Consider the following 25512-nt stretch of genomic DNA (forward strand, 5'->3'; position numbering starts at 1 on the left):
TAAAGTATTAGAATATAGATAGGCTTTAGATAAGAAAGGAGTTTAAAATGAGATTACAAAAGTACATGGCTCTTTGTGGTATAGCTTCAAGGAGAAAATCAGAGGAAATTATTTTGGAAGGAAGAGTAAAGGTAAATGGGAAAGTTATAAATGAATTAGGAGTGAAGATAGAGCCAGGGAGAGACATAGTAATTGTTGATGGTAAAAATATTAAAATGGAAGAGAAAAAAGTGTATATAATGCTTAATAAACCTATTGGATATGTAACTACCGTTAAAGATGAGTTTAATAGGAATAAGGTTATAGATTTAATTGATGGAGTTGAAGAAAGAATATATCCAGTGGGAAGATTAGATTATGATACATCTGGATTGTTGCTTTTAACAAATGATGGGGAAATGACTTATAAATTAACCCATCCAAGCAATGAAGTTAAAAAAACATATATTGGAAAAGTTAGAGGGGTTCCTACTGAAGCAGAACTTGAAAAGTTTAGAAATGGATTGAAGATTTATAATTATATTACTGCGAAGGCAGAAATTAAGATTCTAAAAAAGAGCAAGGACTCTTCATTATTAGTTATGGAAATACATGAAGGAAGAAACAGGCAGATAAGAAAGATGTGTGCTGCTATAAATCATCCTATAATTAAATTAAAAAGGGTAGCCATTGGTAAGCTGAAATTAGGGGATTTAAAATTAGGAGATTGGAGATATTTAAAAAACAAAGAAGTAGAATATTTAAAAAAACTTTAATATTTTAACTTCGGTAAATATTTAAAACCGAAGTTAAAATATTAAACATTTTTCATAATTATGATTTTGTATTTAAAAGCATCTTATTTCTAATATAATGAAAATAGACAAAACTATATTTTTCAAAAAATACTATATATAACATGGAGTTGACATTAAATGGGTTATAGATATTTTATAAATGCTGTAGAGTTGGCAAAAAAAATAATGAAAGATACTATTTTTCCAGGAGATATTACTATAGATTGCACTGTAGGAAAAGGGAATGATACTCTATTATTAGCTAAATTAGTAGGACCTTTGGGTAAAGTTTATGGATTTGATATTCAATTAAATGCTTTAGATTATACTCAAGAGAAGCTTAAAAAAGAAAATTTAATAGATAGGGTTAAACTTATTTACGATGGTCATGAAAATGTTTTGAATTACATAGAAGATGAAAAAGTTAAACTTGTAATATTTAATTTAGGTTACTTACCAACAGGAGATCATAATGTTGTTACAAAGCCTGAAACAACTATTAAGGGAATAAAAGGTTCTTTAAAGTTATTGTGCAAGAATGGTATTCTTCTTATAGCTAGTTATATAGGCCATAATGGAGGCTTAGAAGAAAAAGAAAGAGTAGAAGAATTTTTAAATAATCTTGACCAAAAAACTTATAGTGTTTTAAAGTTTCAATTTGTCAACCAGATTAACAATCCGCCAATACTATATGGCGTAGAAAAGCTTTAAATAGGAGGGGTAAAGTTGTCAGGTGTAAAAATAACAGAAACTATATTAAGAGATGCTCATCAATCATTAATAGCTACTAGAATGAAAACAGAAGAAATGCTGCCTATTCTCGAAAAATTGGATCGAGTTGGATATTACTCTTTAGAAGTATGGGGTGGAGCTACTTTTGATTCTTGCTTGAGATTTTTAAAAGAAGATCCATGGGAACGACTTAGAGTTTTAAGAAAAAACTTTAAAAATACTAAACTACAAATGTTACTCAGAGGCCAGAATTTGTTGGGATACAAGCATTATCCTGATGATGTTGTAGAAGAGTTTGTAAAAAAATCTATAGAAAATGGTATAGATATAATAAGAATATTTGATGCATTAAATGACACTAGAAATTTAAGAACTGCTGTAGAAGCAACTAAGAAATCAGGAGGACATGCTCAAACAGCAATATCTTATACAGTAAGTCCAGTTCACAATATTAATTATTATGTAAACTTAGCTGTAGAAATGGAAAATATGGGGGCTGATTCAATATGTATAAAGGATATGTCGGGCATATTACTTCCATATGTTGCAGAAGAATTGATTAAACAGATAAAAAAAGAGATTCACATACCTGTCCAAATTCATTCACACTTCACTAGTGGAATAGCAAATCAAACCTATATGAAATCAATAGAAGCTGGTGCAGATATAATAGATACTGCAATTTCTCCATTTGGAATGGGTACAAGCCAACCTGCAACTGAACCTATGGTAGCTTCTTTAAAAAATTCTCCTTATGATCCGGGATTAGACATGGACCTATTATTAGAAATCTCCGAGTATTTTAAAGATATAAAAGAAAAATATATAAATGATGGGGTATTGGACCATAAAGTACTTGAAGTGAATGCTAAGACTTTGAAATATCAAGTGCCAGGAGGAATGCTATCTAATTTAGTATCCCAATTAAAAGCTCAAGGAGCTTTAGATAGGTTTGAAGATGTTTTAGAAGAAGTTCCAAAGGTGAGAGAAGATTTAGGTTATCCTCCATTAGTGACTCCTATGAGTCAAATGGTAGGAACTCAATCTGTATTCAATGTTGTTTTAGGCGAGAGATATAAAATGATACCTAAAGAAGTTAAAAACTATGTTAAAGGACTGTATGGAAAGCCTACTATTCCTATAAAAGATGATATTAAAAAAATAATAATTGGGAATGAAAAAGTTTTTACAGGACGTCCTGCAGACTTATTAGAGCCTGAATTAGATACTTTGAAAGAAAATATTAAAGAGTACATAGAACAAGATGAAGATGTGTTATCTTATGCACTATTTCCTCAAGTTGCATTAGATTATTTTAAGTATAGAGAAGCTAAAAAATATAAAATAGATACAAATTTATTAAATGAAGAATTTAAAACTTACCCTGTATAAAGAATTAAAAAGCCTTAGGGCTTTTTAATTCTTTATAACAATAAAACACTATTACATGAAGTAAAACTTGCAAAATAATAATAATAAACAATAAAAATGAAATAAATCTTGCAAATACTTATTCAATTTGTTATTATTTAAGTAAAGAAATATTTATAATAAGGGGGAAAGTAAGGTGCCTGAGAAAACGTTTAAAATGCTACAAATAAATGAAAAGTGGTGTAAGGGTTGTGGCATATGTGTAGCATTTTGTCCCAAAGATGTTCTTGATATCAAAAGTGGAAAAGTAATAATCAAAGATATAGATGCATGTATTAAATGCGGTCAATGTGAGTTAAGATGTCCAGACTATGCTATTTATTTAGGAGGTGAAGATGATGAAAAATAAAAATGTAAAATTAATGCAAGGTAATGAAGCGTGTGTAGAAGGGGCTCTTGCAGCAGGTATGAGATTTTATGCAGGATATCCTATAACTCCGTCTACAGAAATAGCTGAAATTTCTGCAGCTAAACTTCCTAGGATTGGTGGAAAGTTTATTCAAATGGAAGATGAAATAGCAAGTATGGGAGCTGTAATAGGTGCTTCTTTAACTGGATTAAAATCTATGACCGCAACTAGTGGACCAGGTTTTTCATTGAAACAAGAAAATATAGGATATGCTGCAATGGCGGAAATTCCTTGTGTTATAGTAAATGTTCAAAGAGGAGGACCTAGTACCGGACTACCTACATCACCAGCCCAAGGGGATGTAATGCAAGCTAAATGGGGAACTCATGGAGATCATCCAATGATAGCTTTAAGTCCATCCTCTGTTAAAGAGACTTATGAAGTTACTATTAAAGCTTTCAATTTATCGGAAAAGTATAGAACGCCAGTTATAATATTAATGGATGAAGTAATTGCTCATATGAGAGAAAAAATAGAAATACCTGATAAAGATGAATTGGAAATAATCAATAGGACAAAACCTGGAGATAATTTTGAAAATTATAATCCTTATGAAGTTAAAGAAGGGAAGCTGGTTCCTCCAATGGCAAGTTTTGGTGAGGGCTACAAATTTCATATAACTGGATTGGTTCATGATAAAACAGGTTTTCCAACTAATAAATCAGATGTGGCAGAGGATTTAATAAATAGACTAGTTAAAAAGGTGGAAAAAAACACTAAAGATATAGTAGAATATGAAGAATATTTTTTAGAAGATGCAGACATAGCTATATTAGCCTATGGCGGAACAGCTAGATCAGTTAAAAGTGCTGTAGATATTGCGAGAGAAGAAAACATCAAAGTTGGAATGTTTAGACCTATTACAATTTGGCCTTCTCCTGAAGAGCAAATCCGTAAACTAGCTAAAAAGGTTAAAAAAATAATAGTAGTAGAAATGAATTTAGGTCAATATTATCTTGAAGTTGATAGGATTGCTAATAAGTTAACAGAAGTACATAAATATGGTAGAGTTAATGGAGAATTGATAACTCCTGACGAAATTATATCCTATATTAAGGAGGTATAGAAATTGCCTAGTGAATTAATAAATAATTATTTTAGAACTAATAGTTTACCACATATATGGTGTCCAGGTTGTGGAAATGGTATAGTTACACGTTCAATTGTTGAAGCTATAGATAATTTAAATTTGGATAGAGATAAAGTTTGTATTGTTTCTGGAATAGGTTGTTCATCAAGAGCTTCAGGCTATTTAGACTTTAATACATTACATACAACTCATGGAAGAGCTCTTACATTTGCTACTGGAATAAAGATGGCTAATCCTGATTTAGAAGTTATAGTGATTACTGGAGATGGAGATTGTTCCGCAATTGGAGGAAACCATTTAATACATGCTTCAAGAAGAAATATAGATATTACTACTATAGTTTATAATAATAACATATACGGAATGACAGGAGGACAATACTCCCCCACAACTCCTAAAGGGGATAAAGGCACTACAGCACCTTATGGAAGTATTGATACTGATTTTGATCTTTGTAGTTTAACTGCTGGAGCTGGTGCAACCTATGTAGGAAGAGCTACGGTATTTAATCCAAAACTAATTGTGAAATTAATAGAAAATGGTATAAAGAATAAAGGCTTTTCTTTTATAGAAACTGTAACAACATGCCCAACTTATTATGGAAGGAAAAATAAGAAAGGCAGTGCTGTAGATATGATGAGATATTTAAAGGATAATTCTATTAATATAGAGGCAGCTAAAAATTTAGAAGCTGATAAATTAAAGGATAAAATTATAGTTGGAGAATTATATAAAAACATTAGACCTGAATATACAGATGAATATACTAAAATAGTAGATTCTTTTTAAAAGGAGGGTAATTTCATGGTGCAAAAAGAATTAAGATTAAGTGGTTCAGGAGGCCAAGGATTGATATTGGCAGGTATTATTTTAGCAGAAGCAGCTCTTTCAGATGAAAAAAATGTAGTTCAATCCCAATCCTATGGTCCAGAAGCTAGAGGTGGAGCAAGTAAAGCAGAAGTCATTATTAGTGAGAAAGAAATAAACTATCCTAAAGTAAGAAATTGCGATGTTTTATTAGCATTGACTCAAGTTGCATGTGATAAATATATAGATTCCTTAAAAGAAGGTGGATCATTAATTTTAGATAGTAGTGTAAAAAATAAACCTGATAGGAAAGATATAGATATTTATAATGTGCCAATATTAGAGACTGCGGAAAAAAAATTGCATAAACCAATGGTTGCAAATATGGTAGCATTGGGAAGTTTAAATGGACTTATTAAAATTGTAAATGATAATTCTTTAGAGACTGCTGTATTAAATAGGGTTCCAAAAGGGACTGAAAGAATAAATAAAACTGCATTGGAAGAAGGTCTAAATTTAATAAGAGAATATAAGGGAGAATACTATGAAAGACAATATAGATCTAATGAAATTAATGCAACAGAACTTTGCCAGGCTAAGTAAAGGACAAAAATTAATTGCGGAATATATTATGGAGAATTATGATAAAGCAGCTTTTATGACAGCTGCAAAACTAGGCGAAACAGTAGGAGTAAGTGAATCAACTGTAGTGAGATTTGCAGATACTTTAGGTTATAATGGATATAGAGAATTGCAAAATGAATTGCAAGAGGTTATTAAAAATAAATTGACTACAGTTCAAAGAATATCTTTAGTTGATGACTATTCTAATAAAGAAAATTTATTGAAAAAAGTTTTTAAGAAGGATATGTCTAATATAAATAAAACTATAGATGAAATCGATTATGAAATTTTTCAAGAGGCAGTAAATGAAATTTTAAATAGTGAAAAAGTGTATGTACTAGGATTAAGGAGTTCATCTTTTTTAGCAGGTTATTTAGGATTTTATCTGAATTTTATATTAGAAAACGTAACTGTTGTAACTGCAGGACCTAGTGATATTTTTGAACAATTATTAAAAGTTACTAACAAGGATATAGTTATTGGAATTAGTTATCCAAGATATTCAACCAGAACTTTAGAGGCTTTGAACTACGTTAAAAGAAAAGGTTGTAAAGTTATAGGAATAACAGATAGTTTGATTTCACCTGCTGCTCAAATATCAGATATAACACTTCTTGCTAGCAGCAATATGGTTTCTTTTGTTGATTCATTAGTAGCCCCAATGAGCTTGATAAATGCATTGGTAATTGCTATTGGAATGGAAAAGAAAGACGATATAACTAAATACTTTGAAAGTTTAGAAGATATTTGGAAAAAACATAGTGTATATAACTCTAACAATAAAAATAAGGGAAATATTAAAAACAGATAGAGTTAAATTTCTTATCTACTCTATCTGTTTTTAATATTTTATATCATAATAAATCTTATCATAATTGATAAACTATTATTGCCTAAATTTCTAAAAATATATTATAATAATATTAATACAATATAAAAAGGAGAATAAAAAATGAGAAAACTATATTTAGTAAGACATGGTGAATCTGAATGGAATATTTTAAAAAAAGTTCAAGGACAGAAAGATGTTAATTTAACTAAAAAAGGAGAACAGCAAGCTGAAAAAATTGCAAATAGATTATATAATGAAAATATAGATATAATATATTCTAGTGATTTAAAAAGAGCATTTGAAACCGCGAAAAAGATAGGCCACAAATTAAAATTAGATGTGAACCCAGATAAAAGCTTTAGAGAAATTAATTTTGGAATTTGGGAAGGTATTTCAACAAAAGAGCTTTCTGATAACTATAGTGAAGAACATCTTTTATGGATGAAAGAACCTCATAAATTAAAACTAGAAGGAGCAGAAACTTTAGAAGAGCTACAAAATAGAACAATTAAAGGAGTTAATAGAATATCTAAACTAAACCCAAATAAAAACATTTTAATAGTATCTCATAGTGCTGCAATTAAAACTATTATCTTAGGATTATTAGATATGGATATTAGCTATTATAGTAAGATGTCTTTAAATAATGTTAGTTTAAGTATTATTGAATTTAGAGATTATAATAATGTATTAAAATTATTTAATGATACTTGTCACCTTAGGGAGGAAAAATAATGGAGGAAAAGATAGCAGTAATAGGCGGAGGACCATCTGGAATGGTGGCTGCTGGATTTGCAAGTTCCAGACATAAAAATGTAAAATTATTTGAGAAAAATAATAAATTAGGCAAAAAACTTTTCATAACAGGAAAAGGACGTTGCAATATTACAAATAATACGGATATAGAAAATTTTTTAGACAATGTTACAACTAATAAGGACTTTTTATACAGTGCATTGTACAGCTTTACTAATACAGATATATTATCTCTCTTATCTAATTATAATCTTAAAACTAAAGTTGAAAGAGGGGGCAGAGTATTTCCAGTATCAAATAAATCAAGTGATGTCATAAAAGCTTTTGAAAAATTTTTAACGGAAAAAGATGTAAACATAATTTTAAATAAGGAAGTCAATAAAATTATATACAAAAATGGTTTTTTTGTATTGGAATTTAAAGATGGTTCTAATGAAAGCTTTGATAAAATAATAATTGCAACGGGAGGCAAGTCGTATCCTGTAACTGGTTCTACTGGGGACGGGTATAGGTTTGCAAGATACCTAGGACATTCAATTATAGATTTAAAACCTGCATTGGTACCTTGCGAGGTTCAAGAGAATTGGGTTAAAGATATACAGGGTTTAACTTTAAAAAATATTAGTATTTCTGCTTTTATTGATAATAAAAAAGTTTATGAAAATTTTGGAGAAATGCTCTTTACTCATTTTGGAATAACAGGACCAATAGTTTTAACTATGAGCAATATAATAAATAAATATATAGAACAAAAAAGAAAAATAAACTTTTTTATAGATTTAAAACCTGCTCTTTCATTAGAAAAACTTGATAATCGTATTTTAAGAGATTTTGAAAAATATAATAATAAGCAAGTAAAAAATGGATTAAAGGATCTATTACCCCAAAATCTTATACCAATTGTATTAAAACTATCAGGTATTGCTGAAGAAAAAAGCATTAATCAAATAACTAAAGAGGAAAGAAATAGACTTACAAAAACTATCAAGAACATAGAATTAAATTTTCTGAAATTTAGGCCGTTAGATGAAGCTATTGTTACTTCTGGAGGGGTTTCTACCTTAGAAATAGATCCTTCCACTATGGAATCTAAACTAATTCCTGGATTGTTTTTTGCAGGTGAAGTTATTGACGTAGAAGCATTAACAGGAGGTTATAATTTACAAATTGCATATTCAACTGGCTATTTAGCAGGTATTAACTGTTAGAATAATATCTAATTTTATATCTATACATTATTTATATATATATTACATAAACTTATAATATATAAATTAATGTATAGGAGGCTTCTATGGATAACTTATTTAAAAAGATCGAGTTATTTATTTTAACTTTAGCTATAATGAGCTTAATAGTTTTAGTATGTATACAATTTATAAATATAAAAGATGACAATATAATAAATACAACTAAGTTTAATGATGGCATCAAATATGTTCCTTTAAATAATATGAAAGAAATGGATAGTGGTATTTTAATATTAAAGCTTATAGATAGCGAACAAGAAGATATTAAAGTGTTAGTAAATGGAGAAGTAGTAAGTGATTTTTTAAAGAAAGATGAAATTGAAATAAATGTTTCAAATAATGATTTAATTGAAATAGATGGAACAAGGTATATGGAAAAAAATACAATAAAAGTAATTGGTATCAGTAAAAATATTGAAAGTCCTAAACTAAATACAACTGTGTCTACATCCCAAAGCATAGAAATATTAGGAAAAGTAAAATTAAAATAGCTTGAGAGATTGATATTTTTAATATATAATAAAAAAAGGATAGTGGTATAAATGAGTATTGTTGCTATAAGAGGGGCAATCACTGTAGAAAATAATGATTCCGAAGATATAATAATAAACACAGTAAATTTATTAAAAGAAATAGAGAAAAGAAATCATTTAAATAAAGATAAAGTAATTAGTATCTTATTTTCTTCTACTAGTGATTTAAATAAGGAGTATCCTGCAAAAGCTGCAAGAAATATTGGATATAAAGATTCTGCATTGATGTGTTTTAATGAAATGAAAGTTGAAGGAAGTTTAGAAAAATGTATAAGAGTAATGTTATTGTATAGTTCTAATATAGATCAAAAAGACGTAAAACATGTTTATTTGAAAGGAGCAAAATCTTTAAGACCTGATTTGAATAAATAAAAAGCAGCAAAACCACCAAATGGTGGTTATAGTTTTACATAAGGAGGATTTAAACTATGGATAATAAATGTGACAGTATTTCTATTGCTATAGATGGACCAGCAGGAGCAGGGAAAAGTACAATATCTAAGTTGGTTGCTAAAAAACTAAATATAGAATATGTTGATACAGGAGCAATGTATAGAGCTTTCACTTTAAAATTATTAGAAGAAAAAATAGATTTAACTGATGAGTTTAAAATTTTGGAAGAATTAAAGAATACTTCTATAGATTTTATAGATGGCCATATTTATTTAGATTCCAAAATTGTAGACAAGCAGATTAGAGATAATATTGTTAGTCAAAATGTATCAAATATAGCAAAGATTAAAGAAGTAAGGGAAGGCATGATAAAATTACAGAGAAAAATTGCTGAAGGTAAAGATATTATAATGGATGGTAGGGATATAGGCACTGTAGTATTACCAAATGCAAAATTTAAGTTTTTTATTATTGCTTCTATTGAAGAAAGGGCTAAAAGAAGATATAAAGATTTAATTAAAAAGGAAGAAAAAAATATTTCTTTGGAAAAAGTTAAGAAAGAAATAGAAAAACGTGATAAAATAGATAGCACTAGAGCTATTGCCCCCCTAAAAAAATCTGTAGATGCTATTGAAATAGATACAACTAATAAATCAGTAAATGAATGCGTTAAATTAATAGTTGATATAGTTGAAGGGAGGTAAGAAATGCCATTTTTTTATAGACTCTGTTATTTTATTGGTAACGTTGTTTTTAGAATTATATTTAGATTTAAAGTAACGGGAAAACATAATATTCCTAAAGAAGGAAAAGTTATTTTATGTTCTAACCATATTAGTGATCTAGATCCTCTAATATTAGGTTTAGCTATTCCTAGAAATATACGATTTATGGCTAAAAAAGAGCTGTTTGAAAATAAATTTCTTGGTGGACTAGTAAATGCTTTAGGGGCTTTTCCAGTAGATAGAGAAGCAGCAGATTTGTCTGCAATTAGAAATTCTCTAAATGTTCTAAAAAATGACGAAGTACTAGGGATATTTCCTGAAGGAACAAGGGTAACTGAAGAAAATATCGAAAATGCTAAACCTGGCATTGCTTTAATAAGTATAAAAGCTAAAGCACCGGTGATTCCCATATATATTGAATCTAAATATAAAGTTTTTAGCAAAATCAAAATAAATATAGGTGAACCTATATATTTTAATGAATATTATGGAAAAAAACTTAAAACAGAAGATTACAAAATTCTTAGTCAAGAAATAATGAAATCAATTTACTCTTTAAAATAATTATTTTAGGAGGATATAGAATTGAAAATTATTATAGCTGATAATGCAGGTTTTTGTTTTGGTGTGAAAAGAGCTATGGATATGAGCATGGAAGTATTGAATGAAAACAATGATTCTATTCATTCTTTAGGACCTCTTATACATAATAGACAAGCAGTTGATAAACTAAATAGATTAGGCCTTAGAGTAGCTAATTCAATTGATGAGATAGAAAATGGTAAAGTTATTGTAAGATCCCATGGAATTCCTTATGAAATATATGAAAAAATTAGTAAAATGGATTTAGAATTGATTGACTGTACATGTCCTTATGTTAAAAGTATTCATAAAAAAGTAAATGAATATTGGAGAAAAGGTTATAAGATTGTTATTATTGGAGATAAAGATCATCCAGAAGTTATAGGTATAAATGGATGGTGTAATAATGAAGGTATAGTTATTAATACTGAGGATGAAGCAACAAACTTACCTAATTTAAATAAAATCTGTATAGTTTCTCAAACAACAAATACTTTGGATAAATTTAATACATTATCAAAAATAGTTTCACAAAAATCGAGTAATGTAGAAATATTTAATACTATATGCAATGCTACTAATTTAAGACAAAGTTCTTGCAAAGAAGTTGCCAAAAAAGTTGAAGCAATGATAGTAATTGGCGGATATCATAGTTCAAATACAAATAAATTAGTAGAAATTAGCAAAAAATACTGTCAAAATGTATACCATATTGAAACGGTTAATGATTTATCTTTTAAAGAACTTTCAAAATATGAAGCAATAGGATTAACAGCAGGTGCTTCAACACCTGATTGGATTATTAAGGAGGTAATTGAAAAAATGGAAAATATAAATAATGATGAAATGATGAAAGCCATAGAAGATTCAATGGTTTATTTACAACGTGGAAGTATTGTTAAGGGAAATGTTATTCTTGTTACAGACAATGAAGTGATGGTAAATGTAGGCTATAAGTCTGATGGTATTATAGAAAGAACAGAGCTTTCAAATGATCCCAATATTTCTCCTAAAGAGCTTTTTAAAGAAGGAGATGAAGTTGATGTCTATGTAATTAAATTAGATGATGGTGAAGGAAATGTTGTATTATCAAGTAAAAGAGTAGAAGATGTTAAAAATTGGGATGAAGTTGAAAAAATCTATGAAAATCAAGAAAAAGTAGAATGCAAAGTTATAGAAGTAGTTAAAGGTGGTGTTATAGCATCAGTTAATGGATTAAGAGGTTTTATACCTGCTTCCTTATTATCTGTAAAGTATGTTAGAAACTTAGATGAATATAAAGGAAAAACTCTTTTAGCAAAGATAATAGATTTTAATAGAAATAAAAATAAAATAATATTATCTAGAAAAGAAATAGAAAAAGAAGAAATAGAGGAAATAAAAAATAAAGTATGGGACAGTCTTGAAATAGGTAATATTATAGAAGGAGAAGTAAAACGAATTACAAACTTTGGTGCTTTTGTAGATATAGGTGGCATTGATGGTTTAGTTCATATTTCAGATTTGTCTTGGAATAAGATTAAACATCCTTCTGAAGTAGTAAGCGAAGGAGAAAAAATTAAAGTCGAGGTTTTAGATTTCAATAGAGAAAATAATAGAATTTCTTTAGGTTTAAAACAAATTTTACCTAGACCTTGGGATGTATTTATGGATAGTTGTAAAGTTGGAGATATTGTTAAAGGTGAAATTGTCAATTTATTAGATTTCGGGGCATTTGTAAGATTAGATTCAGGTGTAGATGGTTTAGTTCATATATCTCAAATTTCTAATGAACATGTAAACAGACCTTCTGACAAATTAAAGGTTGGAGAAAAAGTTAAAGTTAAAATTATGGACATAGATGAAGAAAAAGAACGTATTAGCCTTAGTATTAAAGAAGCATTGGAAGAAGACAAAGATGAATATATTATAGAAAATAAAGAAATTGATAGTACAATAGAGGAAAGAATGAAAAATAAATAAAAAAAGTTTGGGGATAATGTATAAAAAAAATTAATTTGTCAAAGATATTAAATGACCTCACAAAATACATCAAGACCCCCTTTACATTAATCTGTGGCTTTATTTGCCACAGTTCTTTTTTATTGCTAAAATGTTAGATATACACAATACTGGAAAGGGGTTTATCTATGGATAAATATGAAATATTTAAACAAGAAGTAGAGAAATTAATAGGCATTAATTTAAATTTATATAAGGAAAAGCAAATGAAAAGAAGAATAACCTCTTTGCTTGCTAGAAATGATTTTAAAGATTTTGATGATTATTTAATAGGTTTAAAAAAAGATGAAAATCTATTAAATGAATTTGTAAATTATCTCACTATAAATGTTTCGGAATTTTACAGAAATCCAAATCAGTGGAAAGTTTTAGAGGATGATATTATTCCAACTTTTATAAAAAAATGGGACAACCCTCCTAAAATATGGAGTAGTGCTTGTTCTACAGGAGAAGAACCATATTCAATAGTAATGTTATTGAGCAAGTTTTTTGATTTGAAAGATATAAATGTTTTAGCAACAGATATAGACTTAGAAGCCATAAATAAAGCTAAAATTGGTATCTATAATAAAAAATCATTAGAAAACTTACCTAAAGAATTTAAAAGAAAATATTTTACACCTTTACAAAATACATATAAGATTAAAGATGAAATAAAACAATGTGTAACATTTAAAAAAATAGATTTATTAAAAGATTCCTTTACTAAAAATGTAGACTTAATTATGTGCAGAAATGTAATGATATATTTTACTGAAGCTGGAAAAGAATTATTATATAAAAAGTTTCATAATAGCTTATCAGATGAAGGAATATTGTTCGTTGGTAGTACTGAACAAATAATATTGCCTAATAAGCATAATTTTGAGCCTGTTAAAACTTTTTTTTATAAAAAAATTAGGGAGTCTAATTAATTCAAGTTATGATATAATATTATCAAAAAGGGGGTACGCTTAATGAATTCAAAAGAATTTATTGAAATTTTATCTAATTCCAATGGAGTTTCTGGTTATGAATACAGAATTAAAGATAAAATTATTTCTGAGTTTAACAAATATTCTGATGAAATAGAAACTGATAATCTTGGTAATGTGATAGCTATAAAAAAAGGCAATTTAAATAAAAATAAAAATAGAATTAAAATTATGCTTGCAGCACATATGGATGAAATTGGTTTAATAGTTACAGATATTGAAAAAGACGGTCTTTTAAGATTTGCAACAATTGGAGGAATAGATCCTAGAACCCTTCTAGGACAGGAAGTCTTAGTCCATGGAAAAAAAGATTTATTTGGTATAATAGGTGCAAAACCTCCACATTTACAAGAAGAGTCTGAAAGAAATAATCCAGTTAAATTAGAAAATATGTATATCGATTTAGGTTTAAAAAAAGAAGACATTTTAGAACTTATAAAAATAGGAGATAGTATCACTATCAAAAGAAATTTAATTAAATTACAAGGTAATAAAGTATCGGGTAAAGCTTTAGATGATAGGGCTGGAGTAGTTGCATTATATGAATGTATTAAAAAATTACATAAACTTAATCATTATTCTGATATATATTTTGTCTCTACTGTTCAAGAAGAAGTAGGTTGTAGAGGAGCTACTACAAGTGCATATAGTATTAACCCAGATATAGGCATTGCAATAGATGTAGGTTTTGGTTCTACGCCTGAACTTCCAAAAGAAGACACTTTAGATATGGGAAAAGGTCCAGGAATTACTTTAGGAGGCAATATTCATCCAGGTCTTAGGAAGAAATTAGTAGAGATAGCTAAGGAATATAATATACCATTTCAATTAGAAGTAGAACCTGGACCAACTGGAACAGACGCAAGAGCCATCCAAATTACTAGACAAGGAATACCTACATTATGTATTTCTATTCCTTTAAGATATATGCATACTTCAGTTGAGGTCATAGATTTAAAAGATATAGAAAATACGGCAAAATTACTTGCATTTTTTGTAGCTTCAATTTCAAATGAAAATTTGGGGGGGTTATTATGCTACTAAAAAAATTAACTGAAGCTTCTGGTGTTTCAGGAAACGAAAAAGAAGTTAGAGATATAATTATTGAAGAAATAAAGGAATATGTAGATAATATACAAGTAGATAAAATAGGTAATATTATTGCTTATAAAAAAGGAAGAAAAGACTCACCAAGATTAATGATAACTGCCCATATGGACGAAGTAGGTTTTATTATAACCGGCATAAATGATTCTGGTCTTTTAAAGTTTACAACTGTTGGAGGAATTGATCATAGAATTCTTGTATCTAAACCTGTAAAAGTAGGTAAGAAAGAAATACCAGGCGTTATAGGAGCTAAGCCAATACACTTGCAAAAAAAAGAGGAACGTCTAAAAACATTAAGTTTAGACCAACTTTATATTGATATAGGCGTTAACAGTAAAGAAGAAGCAGAAGGTTTGGTTTCTATAGGAGATTATGTAACATTTTATAGTGAATATGTAGAGTTTGGAAATGACTTGATAAAAGCAAAAGCTTTGGATAATAGGGTGGGATGTAATCTTCTTATAGATTTACTCAAATCTAATACAGATTTAAGCTTTTATGCTGTATTCACTGTAATGGAAGAAGTTGGTTTAGTAGGAGCTGGTCCGGCTGCTTATACTGTAGAACCTGAAATCAGTATAATTTTAGAAGGAACTCTTTGTTCAGATGATCTAGATACTGAGGAACATTTAATTCCTACTAAATTAAAACAAGGACCTGCTATCTCTTTGTTAGATAGAACTACATTATTTAATATTGATTTCAGAAAATATATAGTTAATATTGCAGAAAAAAATGGTATACCTTATCAATTTAGAAAAACTAGCTTTGGAGGAAATGATTCGGGAAAAATACACCAGGCTAAAAGTGGTTCCACTACAGCAACTATATCAGTACCATGTAGATACATACACTCACCTATATCAGTTATGGCAAAAGAAGATTATAAAAATACCTATAAACTCTTAAAATTTATATTAAGTGAAATTGAAAAGGGGGATTTTTAAATGAACTTTAATAGTGAATTAGCAAAAAAGCTAGTAAATATATATTCACCATCAGGTGATGAAAACAATATTAGAGAATTTATAAAAGATGAAATTAAAGATTTTGTAGACGAAGTTGAAATAGATTCACTGGGAAATTTAATAGCTAGAAAAAAAGGAAAAGGTAAAAAAATAATGCTTGCAGCTCATATGGATCAAATAGGACTTATGGTAACAGATATTGATGATAAAGGATTTTTAAGATTTACAAATATAGGAGGAATTTCCCCTGTACTATCTCTTGGTCAAAAAGTTATTTTTAAAAATGGAACTGTTGGAGTAATATTTGCAGAACCTGTAGATAATATAGGAAAATTAAAACTTGAAAATATGTTCATAGATATTGGAGTACTAAATAAAGAAGAAGCAGAGAAAAAAGTAAGCATAGGAGATATTTGTGTTTATGAATCAGGCTTTTCTGAAAATGATAATGTGATTTTTTCAAAATGCTTAGATGACAGAATAGGATGTTTTGTCCTTATAGAAACTCTAAAAAGAGTGAAAAATAGTGACAATGATTTATATTTTGTATTTACTGTTCAAGAAGAAGTTGGTCTTAGAGGAGCTAGGACTTCTGCTTATAAAATAAATCCAGATTTAGGCATTGCAATTGATGTTACTTCAAGTGGTGATACTCCAAAAGCCAAAAGATTTGCTGTTTCATTAAATAAAGGGACAGCTATTAAAGTAAAAGATAATTCTATACTTACTCATCCTAAGGTAAGAGAACTTATGGCTGAAGTTGCAGAAGAAAATAGTATACCTTACCAAATGGAAGTTTTAGAATTTGGAGGTACAGATTCTGGAGCCATTCATTTAACTAGAGAAGGAATTCCTACTGGCGCAATTTCTATACCTACTAGATATGTTCATTCAACTGTAGAAATGTCTTCTAAAAAAGATATTAATTATTCTGTAGATTTATTAGTAAAATTGTTGGAAAAAACTATTTAAAAATAGGGACTGAATCATCAGTCCCTATTTTTTTACCCTATTTGACAAAATAGCTAAATTAGATACATTTATATAATTTATTATGTCAATAAATGAACTAAAAAACATCTATTATATAAAAAGGAAATAAGAACTTTTTAAAGAATAGTATTATATAGGGTAATAATATTAAGGGGGCGGAATATATGGCAGATATAGATTTAGAAAAAGAACATACTATTTCTGAAGTATCTAAAATAACTGATTATCCTCCGCATGTTTTAAGGTATTATGAAAAAGAGTTTGAGCTTGATATTCCAAGAAATGATTCTAATCACAGATATTACACTTATAAAGAAATAGAATTACTTCAATATATAAAGTCATTACAAGAAAAAGGTTTTAGCAATAAACAAATTAAATTAATAATAAAATCTCCTGAAATTCTTGCTAATAATCAAGAAGAGGCAGTAACTACAACAACATACGGATTGCAAAAAATTGATGTTAATAATTTATCACAAGAAATCAGTAATGAATTAAGTCAAGTAATTACCTCAAAACTTACTGAAGAAATAAAAGTTATTTTAAATTTTAATCAAGAAAATGGAGATAAATTAATTATGGGACTAAAAAATGAGATTGAACAATTGAGAAAAGAATTAACTAGTAAGGAAAGAGATGTTCTAATTTGTGAAAATGCTAAACTAAAATTGAAGGTAAAAGAAAAATCTTATGAAGTGGCAGGATTAAAAGAAAAAGTTAAGAGAATGGAATCTTCTAATAAAGGTTTTTTCAAAAAAATATTTGGCTCTAAGAAAATATAATTTATTAAACATATAACGATTACTTTATAATCCTTATTGTTTATACATTAAAATAGGAAAATGCAATAATTTGTAGGACAAGTTGCAAGATTCTGAAAATACTATTGAATTTTTATTAAATACATGATATGATTTTGTAAAAGGAAAAAGGGGAAGAGGTATATGGGTAAAAAGCCAAATAAAAACACTAAATTAAAATCTAATATAGTGTTAAGAAAATGTGGAGCGGTAAGCTGTATAAACAATATTCAAGGATTCTGTGATTTCGCCAAATGTGAACTATATGAACGATCATTGGCTCAGGAATATTAAGTATAAAAAAATGAGTAGATAAATACCTACTCATTTTTTTATACTATTTTTTATCAGGATAAACTTTTAATGCTTCTTTTAGGATTCCCATAGCTTTTTTAAGATCTTCTACATTTAAACAGTAAGATATTCTTACTTCATCTCTCCCTAAACCTTCAGTTGCATAAAATCCTTCAGCAGGTGCTAACATAACGGTTTCGTTGTCAATGTCAAACTCCCTTAATAACCATATAACAAACTTTTCAGCATCCTTTACTGGCAATTTAGCAATATTATAAAAAGCACCATGAGGCTGTTCACAAACCACCCCATCCATTTCTTTTAATGCACCATAGACAACATCTCTTCTTCTTCTATACTCTTCTTTTGTTTCTTCAATATATTCATCGGCCACATTAATAAAGTTAGCAGCTCCAACTTGTTCAATAGTAGCTACACAAAGTCTACCTTGGCATAGCTTTAATATTTGCTTCATTAAATCTTTGTTCTTAGAGGCGATACAACCAATTCTAGCACCGCAGGCACTAAATCGTTTTGAAACACTATCTGTTAAAATAACCCTATCAGAAATATCTTTTAAATTAGCAAAGCTCATATATTCTAATCCGTCATAAACAAATTCTCTATAAACTTCATCTGCAATTATAAATAAATTATGTTCTTTAGCTATTTCTTCTAACATGTACATTTCTTCTTTTGTATAAATTGTTCCAGTTGGATTTCCTGGGTTTGAGAACATTATTGCTTTAGTTTTTGGAGTAATAAGCTTTTCTATTTCAGTCTTTTCAGGTAAATGGAAACCGTTTTCCGCCTTTGTTGTAATAGGTACAACATTAACACCAGTCATATTTCCAAATCCGTTATAATTTGTGTAGAAAGGTTCTGGTACTAAAACTTCTTCACCATGGTCACATACAGCTAAGAGGGAAAATATTAGAGCTTCACTTCCACCATTTGTTACAAGAATTTCATCTTTATCAAAGTTAATATTGTATTTTTCATAATATCTTCTAATAGCATCTATAAGTTCTGGAGTACCTTGAGATGGCGCGTATGCTAAAACTTCTTCGTCAAATTCTTTAATAGCTTCAAAAAATTCTACAGGAGTTTTAATATCAGGTTGTCCTATGTTTAAATGATAGACTTTCTTCCCTTTAGATTTAGCCTCTTGTGCTATAGGCACTAATTTTCTAATAGGGGATTCTTGCATAACCTCAATTCTTTTAGAAAAATTCATAAAAAATCTCCTCCTTAAAATTGGTTATTGTAGAATTAGTTATTATATATAGCCAATCCTAATATTGGTCTCTTTTGAAGATATGTGCTACTTAAGAGATCAAATTTGACTTATAATATTTGTGCTTAACCTTTATCTATATAATATCATAAAGTAAAAGCAAATAATAGCATGGTATTATTACTTTTATTAATATTGACAAGAAAATTTATAATGACTCTATAAATATGATATAATAATGTGGATAAAATCAAAAGAAGAGAAGAAAGAAATTTGGAGGTATTTAAAATGAAATTTGAAAATAAATTTGAAAATATTAATGATATAGGAAAAGGCAAAAAGTATATGATTTTTACTTATGGATGTCAAATGAATGAACATGACTCAGAAGAAATAGCATGGATACTAGAAAATATGGGATATTCTCCTGCTATTAACAAAGAAGAAAGTAATTTAATTATATTCAATACATGTTCTGTAAGGGAAAATGCAGATTTAAAAGTCTATGGACAACTTGGAGCATTAAAAGCACTTAAAAGAGAAAAACCAGACCTTACTATAGCAGTATGTGGATGTATGAGTCAACAAGAAAGTGTAAGAAACTTTATAATGGATAAATTTAAACATGTAGACATAATATTTGGTACAAATAATATACACAAATTACCTCAACTTATAAATAATCACCTACAAACTGGGGAAACCGTAGTAGATATAGTTGAAGAAAGTCGTGAGATTGTGGAAAGCATAGATTCTCATAGAAAATATGATTTTAAAGCTTTTGTTAATATAATGTATGGGTGCAATAATTTTTGTACCTATTGTATAGTCCCTTATACTAGAGGGAGAGAAAAAAGTAGGAAACCAGAAAGCATACTAAAAGAAATAGAAACATTAGCTGAAAAAGGATATAAAGAAATCACTCTTCTAGGTCAAAATGTCAATTCTTATGGAAAAAATCTTAAGAATCCATATACTTTTGCTCAATTATTGAGAGATATAAATAAGATTGAAGGTATTGAACGAATAAGGTTTATGACATCCCATCCTAAAGATTTATCTGATGAACTTATATATGCTATGAGAGATTGTGATAAGGTATGTAAACATCTACATTTGCCAGTTCAATCAGGTAGTGATAAAATATTAAAGAATATGAATAGAAAATATACTAAAGAAAACTATTTAGAACTTGTTAAAAAAATCAAAACTGAAATACCAGATATTGCACTAACTACAGATATAATTGTAGGTTTTCCTGGAGAAACAGAAGAAGATTTTGAAGAAACTTTAGATTTAGTAAAAAAAGTTAGATACGATTCAGCATATACATTTTTATACTCTAAGAGAGAAGGTACTATTGCTGCAAAGCAAGAAGAACAAGTTCCTGAAGATATAAAACATAAAAGATTTCAAAGGCTTTTAGATACTTTGTATCCTATATCTTATGAAATTAATAGTAGTTATATAGGTCAAACTGTAAAAGTATTAGTTGAAGATATAAGTAAAAATGATGAAACTGTATTAAGTGGAAGAACTGATTCTAGTAAGTTAGTTCATTTTAAAGGCAATAAAGAATTAATTGGAACTTTTGTAGATGTGAAAATTACTAATGTAAAAACTTTCACATTAGAAGGCCATATAGTTTAAAGCCTTTTTTTATAGTGGAGGGATTTATTTTGAAAGATTTAACACCAATGATGAAACAGTATATGAATATAAAAAACAAATATAAAGATTGTATATTATTCTTCAGGCTTGGTGATTTTTATGAAATGTTTTTTGATGATGCTGTTCTAGCATCTAAAGAACTAGAAATTACATTGACTCAAAGAGAAATTGGAAATAAAAAGAAAGCACCTATGTGTGGTGTACCTTATCATGCTGCTGATTCATATATTTCAAAGCTTATAAAAAAAGGTTATAAAGTAGCTATTTGTGAGCAATTGGAAGACCCTTCAGTGGCAAAAGGGATTGTTGAAAGAGATGTAATTAGGGTTATTACACCAGGAACTATTACTGATTTAAAAGCCTTAGATGAAAAGTCTAATAATTTTCTTTCAAGTGTATATATAGGGAATAGGGGAGCAGGAGTATCTTATGTAGATATTTCTACTGGAGAATTTTATACAACCCAATATTTTGGAAATATTAATGATAGCTTAAGTTTTGTAATTGATGAATTAGGTAAAATTTCACCATCTGAATTAATGATAAGTGAAAGATTGTTTCAAAATGAAAAAGCAATGAAGATAATAGAAAATAATATAAATCCACATATAGAAGTATATAAAGAAACTAGATTTAATTTAAATGATTGTAAAGATAAGATAGAAAGCCATTTCGGCAATGGTTCAATTAAAAAATTTAACCTTGATAATAAAGATTATTCTATAATCTCTATATGTATATTGTTATCTTATCTATTTGATACTCAAAAAACTAGTTTAGAGCATATAAATAAGATTTTTCTTTATTCGGTTAAAAACTATATGTTCTTAGATATTAATACAAGGGTTAATTTAGAAATAAATGAAACAATTAGAGGGAAAGAAAAGAAAGGTTCTCTTATGTGGCTTCTAGACGATACCTCAACAGCAATGGGTGGAAGACTTTTAAAAAAATGGCTAGAACAACCTTTGTTAACTAAAGAAAAAATTGAATATAGACTTGAAATAGTGGAAAACTTTGTTGAAGATATTATACTTATGGATGAGGTAAAAGAGGCTTTAAAAAATATTTATGATTTAGAGAGAATCATGGGCAAGATTACTTATGGAAGCTGTAACGCTAGAGACTTAATTTCATTAAAAAATTCATTAAACTCATTACCAAAATTGAAAAAAATACTAACTAATTCAGGAAGTAAAAGATTAATAGATATAGGTAGTAAGATTGATACATTAGATGATATTTTCCATTTAATTAATGATTCTATAGTAGAAGAACCTCCTATTTCAGTAAGAGAAGGAGGAATTATTAAAACTGAGTTTAACGAAGAATTAAAAGAATTTAGGGAGGCAGCCATAAAAGGAAAAGAGTGGTTAGCAAATTTAGAAGAAAGAGAAAAGAAAAAAACAGGGATAAAAACATTAAAAGTTAGCTTCAATAGGGTTTTTGGCTATTTTATTGAAGTATCAAAATCCTATTTAAAATTAGTTCCTGAAAATTATATTAGAAAACAAACTCTAGCCAATTCAGAAAGATATTTTATACCTGAATTAAAGGAAATGGAAGCTAAAATTTTAGGTGCAGAAGAAAGAATGGTAGATTTAGAATACAATATTTTTGTAGAAATCAGGAATAAAATAAAAAATGAAATTGAGAGAATACAAAAAGTAAGTAAAATAGTATCTAAAATTGATGTGCTAAATTCTTTTGCTCAGGTAGCCTATAAAAATGATTATGTAAAGCCTGATTTGAATGATGACGGAATTATAGATATAAAAAATGGTAGGCATCCTGTAGTAGAAAAGATGTTAGAGGAAAATACATTTGTAGCTAATGATACCTACTTAGATACAAATAAAAACAGAACTATGCTTATTACAGGCCCTAATATGGCTGGTAAATCCACATATATGAGACAGGTAGCATTAATAACCTTAATGGCTCAAGTAGGTAGCTTTATACCTGCAGAATCAGGAAATATTGGAATAGTGGATAGAATATTTACCAGAATTGGTGCTTCTGATAATTTGGCTCAAGGTGAAAGTACTTTTATGGTGGAGATGAATGAAGTTTCTAATATTATTCAAAATGCAACCGAAAATAGTCTTATTATACTAGATGAAGTAGGTAGAGGAACAAGTACTTTTGATGGCTTAAGTATTGCTTGGGCTGTAATTGAGTATATTAACGAGAACATTAAAGCTAAAACACTATTTGCTACTCACTATCATGAATTAACTCAATTAGAAGGCAAGCTTGAAGGAATAAAAAACTATACAATTTTAATTGAAGAAAAAGGCGAAGAAATTACTTTTCTAAGGAAGATAGATAAAGGCAGCACAAATAAAAGTTATGGTATAGAAGTAGCTAGACTTGCTGGAATAAATAAAGATATTATAAATAGAGCAGGTGAAATTTTAGACAGTATTGAAGGTAATAAGGAAGTAAAAAATTCTGTGGAAGTTAAGGATGAAGTTAATAATAAAATAAGGGAAGAAGAATTGGAACAATTAGATTTATTTCAGTATAAAGGTGAAAATCTTATAAATAAATTAAAAAATTTAGATGTGATTAAATTGACACCAATGGATGCTATGAATATACTATATAATATAGTTGAGGAAGCTAAAGACCTCTAAGGAGAGGAGAACATGAACAATAAAATAAAGATTTTAGATGAAGCTACTATTGCTAAGATTGCAGCTGGTGAAATTATTGAAAGGCCAGCTTCTATTGTGAAAGAATTAATTGAAAATTCAATAGATGCAGGAGCATCTAATATCGTTATAGAAATTAAAAATGGGGGTAAAACATATATACGTGTTACAGATGATGGTATAGGAATGAATGAAGATGAGGTAGAATTTGCTTTTCTAAGACATTCTACTAGTAAGATTTCAGTTGCTGAAGACCTACTAAATATACATTCATTAGGATTTAGAGGAGAGGCATTGGCAAGTATTTCTACAACTTGTATGATGGAAACTTTGACTCGTAATATAAGTTCTAATAAAGGTATAAGGGTGTTTTTAGAAGAAGGTAAAATTATAAAAAAAGAACCAATTGGATGTCCAGAAGGTACTACAATGATAGCAAAGGATTTATTTTATAATACTCCTGTAAGAAAGAAATTTTTAAAAAGTGATTTAGTAGAGTCAAACCATATAAGTGATGTGATTTATAAGTTAGCATTGGGTAACCCTGGCATTTCTTTTAAGTATATTAAAGATAGCAAAGTAATATTAAAAACTCCTGGAAATAATCAGGTAAAATCAAATATATATTCAGTACTTGGTAAAGATTTTATAGATAATTTATTTGAAATAAGTTATTATGATAGTGATCTATCTATACAAGGTTATATATCTAAAAATGATTTTTATAGAGGAAATAGAGGACATCAATATATATTTGTAAATGGACGATGGATAGAAAACATTGAATTAACTAAAATCATAGAAAACTGCTATAAGTCTCTAATACCTATTAATAGGTTTCCAATCTTTATATTATTTATTGAAATTGAACCAAGTTTAATAGATGTAAATATACATCCAACAAAACAAGAGATTAAATTTTCTAATCAAAACAAAATAAATAATACTTTAAAACAATTAGTAAACAAGAAATTGAAAGATATTATATCTATACCTAAGATTGAAATTAATGATAAAAAAAATGAAAATATAGAAGAAATCAATTTTTTAGATACTACTTTAGCCACTACTAAGGTAGAAAAGTCATTAGATGAACCTGAAACATATGAAAAAGATTTTATAAAAGAAGATGATTTAAGTAGTGAGGATATGCTTAAGTCGATTTATTTCAAGAAAAAACCAGAACAAAATAAAAAGGGTTTTAATATTGAAGTTAATGAATATAGAGCAAATAGTTTAGAAGAAGTATCTGATATAAATAAAAAAGAAGATTTAACAAATATATTTAAAAATACTAAATTAGTAGGTATATTATTTAATACCTATATTATTTTAGAAAATACAGTAGATGATTATTTCTATCTTATAGATCAACATGCAGCTCATGAAAGAATTAAATATGAACAATATAAAAAAGAATATGAAAAAGAAGATATTGCTATTCAAAGATTATTATCTCCAGAAATTATTCAATTGACAAACAAAGAATATTCGATTGTTAAAGATAATTTAGACTTATTTAATAAACTAGGATTTGAAATTGAAGGCTTCGGATTAAATAGTGTGGCATTACGAGGTGTACCTTTAATTTTTGGAAAACCTCAGATAAAAGAATTATTTTTTGATATACTAGATAATATGAAAAGCAATTTAAATACTAGTTATGATGTAAAAATAGAAAAAATAATGAAGATGGCCTGTACAAATGCTATAAAAGGAGGAGATAAAATCACAAAAATAGAAATCGAAGAGTTATTAAATCAACTTGCAAAAGCAAATAGTCCTTATACATGTCCGCATGGGAGGCCAATTATAATAAAAGTGACTAAAAGAGATTTGGAAAAGAAATTTAAAAGAATTATTTAAA

At 28.0% G+C, this 25512-nt stretch carries 24 protein-coding genes; 23 read left to right on the forward strand and 1 reads right to left on the reverse strand.

All coding sequences use genetic code 11. From position 1 onward, the window contains the following. The first annotated feature begins 47 nt into the window (after nt 1-47). The 20 genes from FYJ27_RS04105 to FYJ27_RS04200 all read left to right on the forward strand — a co-directional run bounded on the left by FYJ27_RS04105 (nt 48) and on the right by FYJ27_RS04200 (nt 17768). Nucleotides 48-755: a pseudouridine synthase gene (locus FYJ27_RS04105; protein ID WP_154483547.1), complete on the forward strand. Its 708-nt coding sequence runs from the start codon at nt 48-50 to the stop codon at nt 753-755. A gap of 159 nt (nt 756-914) precedes the next feature. Continuing rightward, complete coding sequence (locus FYJ27_RS04110) at nt 915-1487, forward strand: tRNA (mnm(5)s(2)U34)-methyltransferase (RefSeq protein ID WP_154483549.1); 573 nt, start codon at nt 915-917, stop codon at nt 1485-1487. Between the two features lie 15 nt (nt 1488-1502). Next, nucleotides 1503-2900, forward strand: a complete 1398-nt coding sequence (locus FYJ27_RS04115; RefSeq protein WP_154483551.1) for an oxaloacetate decarboxylase subunit alpha — start codon at nt 1503-1505, stop codon at nt 2898-2900. 175 nt (nt 2901-3075) lie between these two features. After that, the gene (locus FYJ27_RS04120; RefSeq protein ID WP_226807373.1) at nt 3076-3288 is read left to right on the forward strand and encodes a 4Fe-4S dicluster domain-containing protein; all 213 of its coding nucleotides are present in this window, start codon (nt 3076-3078) and stop codon (nt 3286-3288) included. Beyond that, nucleotides 3278-4414, forward strand: a complete 1137-nt coding sequence (locus FYJ27_RS04125; protein WP_154483553.1) for a 2-oxoacid:acceptor oxidoreductase subunit alpha — start codon at nt 3278-3280, stop codon at nt 4412-4414. Before FYJ27_RS04120 ends, FYJ27_RS04125 begins: the two co-directional genes overlap by 11 nt. A 3-nt stretch (nt 4415-4417) precedes the next feature. Continuing rightward, the gene (locus FYJ27_RS04130; protein ID WP_154483555.1) at nt 4418-5227 is read left to right on the forward strand and encodes a 2-oxoacid:ferredoxin oxidoreductase subunit beta; all 810 of its coding nucleotides are present in this window, start codon (nt 4418-4420) and stop codon (nt 5225-5227) included. 15 nt (nt 5228-5242) lie between these two features. After that, nucleotides 5243-5848, forward strand: coding sequence for a 2-oxoacid:acceptor oxidoreductase family protein (locus tag FYJ27_RS04135; RefSeq protein WP_154483557.1), 606 nt, complete (start codon nt 5243-5245; stop codon nt 5846-5848). Next, the gene (locus FYJ27_RS04140) at nt 5790-6680 is read left to right on the forward strand and encodes a MurR/RpiR family transcriptional regulator (protein ID WP_154483559.1); all 891 of its coding nucleotides are present in this window, start codon (nt 5790-5792) and stop codon (nt 6678-6680) included. Before FYJ27_RS04135 ends, FYJ27_RS04140 begins: the two co-directional genes overlap by 59 nt. A 141-nt stretch (nt 6681-6821) precedes the next feature. After that, nucleotides 6822-7436 carry a histidine phosphatase family protein gene (locus FYJ27_RS04145; protein WP_154483560.1) on the forward strand — a complete coding sequence of 205 codons (615 nt, stop codon included), beginning with the start codon at nt 6822-6824 and terminating at the stop codon, nt 7434-7436. Next, on the forward strand, nt 7436-8665 hold the full coding sequence (locus tag FYJ27_RS04150) for a BaiN/RdsA family NAD(P)/FAD-dependent oxidoreductase (RefSeq protein WP_154483561.1): 1230 nt from the start codon (nt 7436-7438) through the stop codon (nt 8663-8665). Before FYJ27_RS04145 ends, FYJ27_RS04150 begins: the two co-directional genes overlap by 1 nt. A gap of 86 nt (nt 8666-8751) precedes the next feature. Continuing rightward, nucleotides 8752-9198 carry a hypothetical protein gene (locus FYJ27_RS04155; protein WP_154483563.1) on the forward strand — a complete coding sequence of 149 codons (447 nt, stop codon included), beginning with the start codon at nt 8752-8754 and terminating at the stop codon, nt 9196-9198. A 51-nt stretch (nt 9199-9249) separates the two neighbouring features. Continuing rightward, the gene (aroH, locus tag FYJ27_RS04160) at nt 9250-9612 is read left to right on the forward strand and encodes a chorismate mutase (protein WP_154483564.1); all 363 of its coding nucleotides are present in this window, start codon (nt 9250-9252) and stop codon (nt 9610-9612) included. A gap of 56 nt (nt 9613-9668) precedes the next feature. Next, the gene (cmk, locus tag FYJ27_RS04165; RefSeq protein WP_154483566.1) at nt 9669-10337 is read left to right on the forward strand and encodes a (d)CMP kinase; all 669 of its coding nucleotides are present in this window, start codon (nt 9669-9671) and stop codon (nt 10335-10337) included. Between the two features lie 3 nt (nt 10338-10340). Next, complete coding sequence (locus FYJ27_RS04170; protein ID WP_154483568.1) at nt 10341-10922, forward strand: lysophospholipid acyltransferase family protein; 582 nt, start codon at nt 10341-10343, stop codon at nt 10920-10922. A 21-nt stretch (nt 10923-10943) separates the two neighbouring features. Beyond that, entirely contained in the window at nt 10944-12902 is a 1959-nt protein-coding gene (locus FYJ27_RS04175; protein ID WP_154483570.1) for a bifunctional 4-hydroxy-3-methylbut-2-enyl diphosphate reductase/30S ribosomal protein S1, read from the forward strand. Between the two features lie 167 nt (nt 12903-13069). Further along, complete coding sequence (locus FYJ27_RS04180) at nt 13070-13855, forward strand: CheR family methyltransferase (protein WP_154483572.1); 786 nt, start codon at nt 13070-13072, stop codon at nt 13853-13855. Between the two features lie 42 nt (nt 13856-13897). Then, nucleotides 13898-14959: a M42 family metallopeptidase gene (locus FYJ27_RS04185; RefSeq protein ID WP_154483574.1), complete on the forward strand. Its 1062-nt coding sequence runs from the start codon at nt 13898-13900 to the stop codon at nt 14957-14959. Continuing rightward, nucleotides 14950-15969 carry a M42 family metallopeptidase gene (locus FYJ27_RS04190; protein ID WP_154483576.1) on the forward strand — a complete coding sequence of 340 codons (1020 nt, stop codon included), beginning with the start codon at nt 14950-14952 and terminating at the stop codon, nt 15967-15969. The genes FYJ27_RS04185 and FYJ27_RS04190 overlap by 10 nt, the downstream gene beginning before the upstream one ends. Next, complete coding sequence (locus FYJ27_RS04195; RefSeq protein WP_154483578.1) at nt 15970-16962, forward strand: M42 family metallopeptidase; 993 nt, start codon at nt 15970-15972, stop codon at nt 16960-16962. 185 nt (nt 16963-17147) lie between these two features. Beyond that, entirely contained in the window at nt 17148-17768 is a 621-nt protein-coding gene (locus FYJ27_RS04200) for a MerR family transcriptional regulator (RefSeq protein ID WP_154483580.1), read from the forward strand. Between the two features lie 355 nt (nt 17769-18123). Here the strand turns inward: FYJ27_RS04200 and FYJ27_RS04205 are convergent, their stop codons facing one another. Further along, nucleotides 18124-19317, reverse strand: coding sequence for a pyridoxal phosphate-dependent aminotransferase (locus FYJ27_RS04205; protein WP_154483582.1), 1194 nt, complete (start codon nt 19315-19317; stop codon nt 18124-18126). Nucleotides 19318-19605: 288 nt separating this feature from the next. Here FYJ27_RS04205 and miaB point away from each other — a divergent pair, with 288 nt between their 5' ends. Genes miaB through mutL form a run of 3 tightly spaced genes read left to right on the forward strand, consistent with a single transcriptional unit; the run spans nt 19606 to nt 25511 of the window. Further along, nucleotides 19606-20967 (forward strand): tRNA (N6-isopentenyl adenosine(37)-C2)-methylthiotransferase MiaB, encoded by a 1362-nt coding sequence (gene miaB / locus FYJ27_RS04210; RefSeq protein WP_154483584.1) that lies wholly within the window; start codon nt 19606-19608, stop codon nt 20965-20967. 29 nt (nt 20968-20996) lie between these two features. After that, nucleotides 20997-23627 carry a DNA mismatch repair protein MutS gene (gene mutS, locus FYJ27_RS04215; RefSeq protein ID WP_154483586.1) on the forward strand — a complete coding sequence of 877 codons (2631 nt, stop codon included), beginning with the start codon at nt 20997-20999 and terminating at the stop codon, nt 23625-23627. A 12-nt stretch (nt 23628-23639) separates the two neighbouring features. Continuing rightward, on the forward strand, nt 23640-25511 hold the full coding sequence (gene mutL / locus FYJ27_RS04220) for a DNA mismatch repair endonuclease MutL (protein WP_154483588.1): 1872 nt from the start codon (nt 23640-23642) through the stop codon (nt 25509-25511). Nucleotide 25512 lies beyond the last annotated feature (1 nt).

It is taken from the genome of Anaerosalibacter bizertensis (assembly GCF_009696605.1).
GTDB lineage: Bacteria > Bacillota > Clostridia > Tissierellales > Sporanaerobacteraceae > Anaerosalibacter > Anaerosalibacter bizertensis.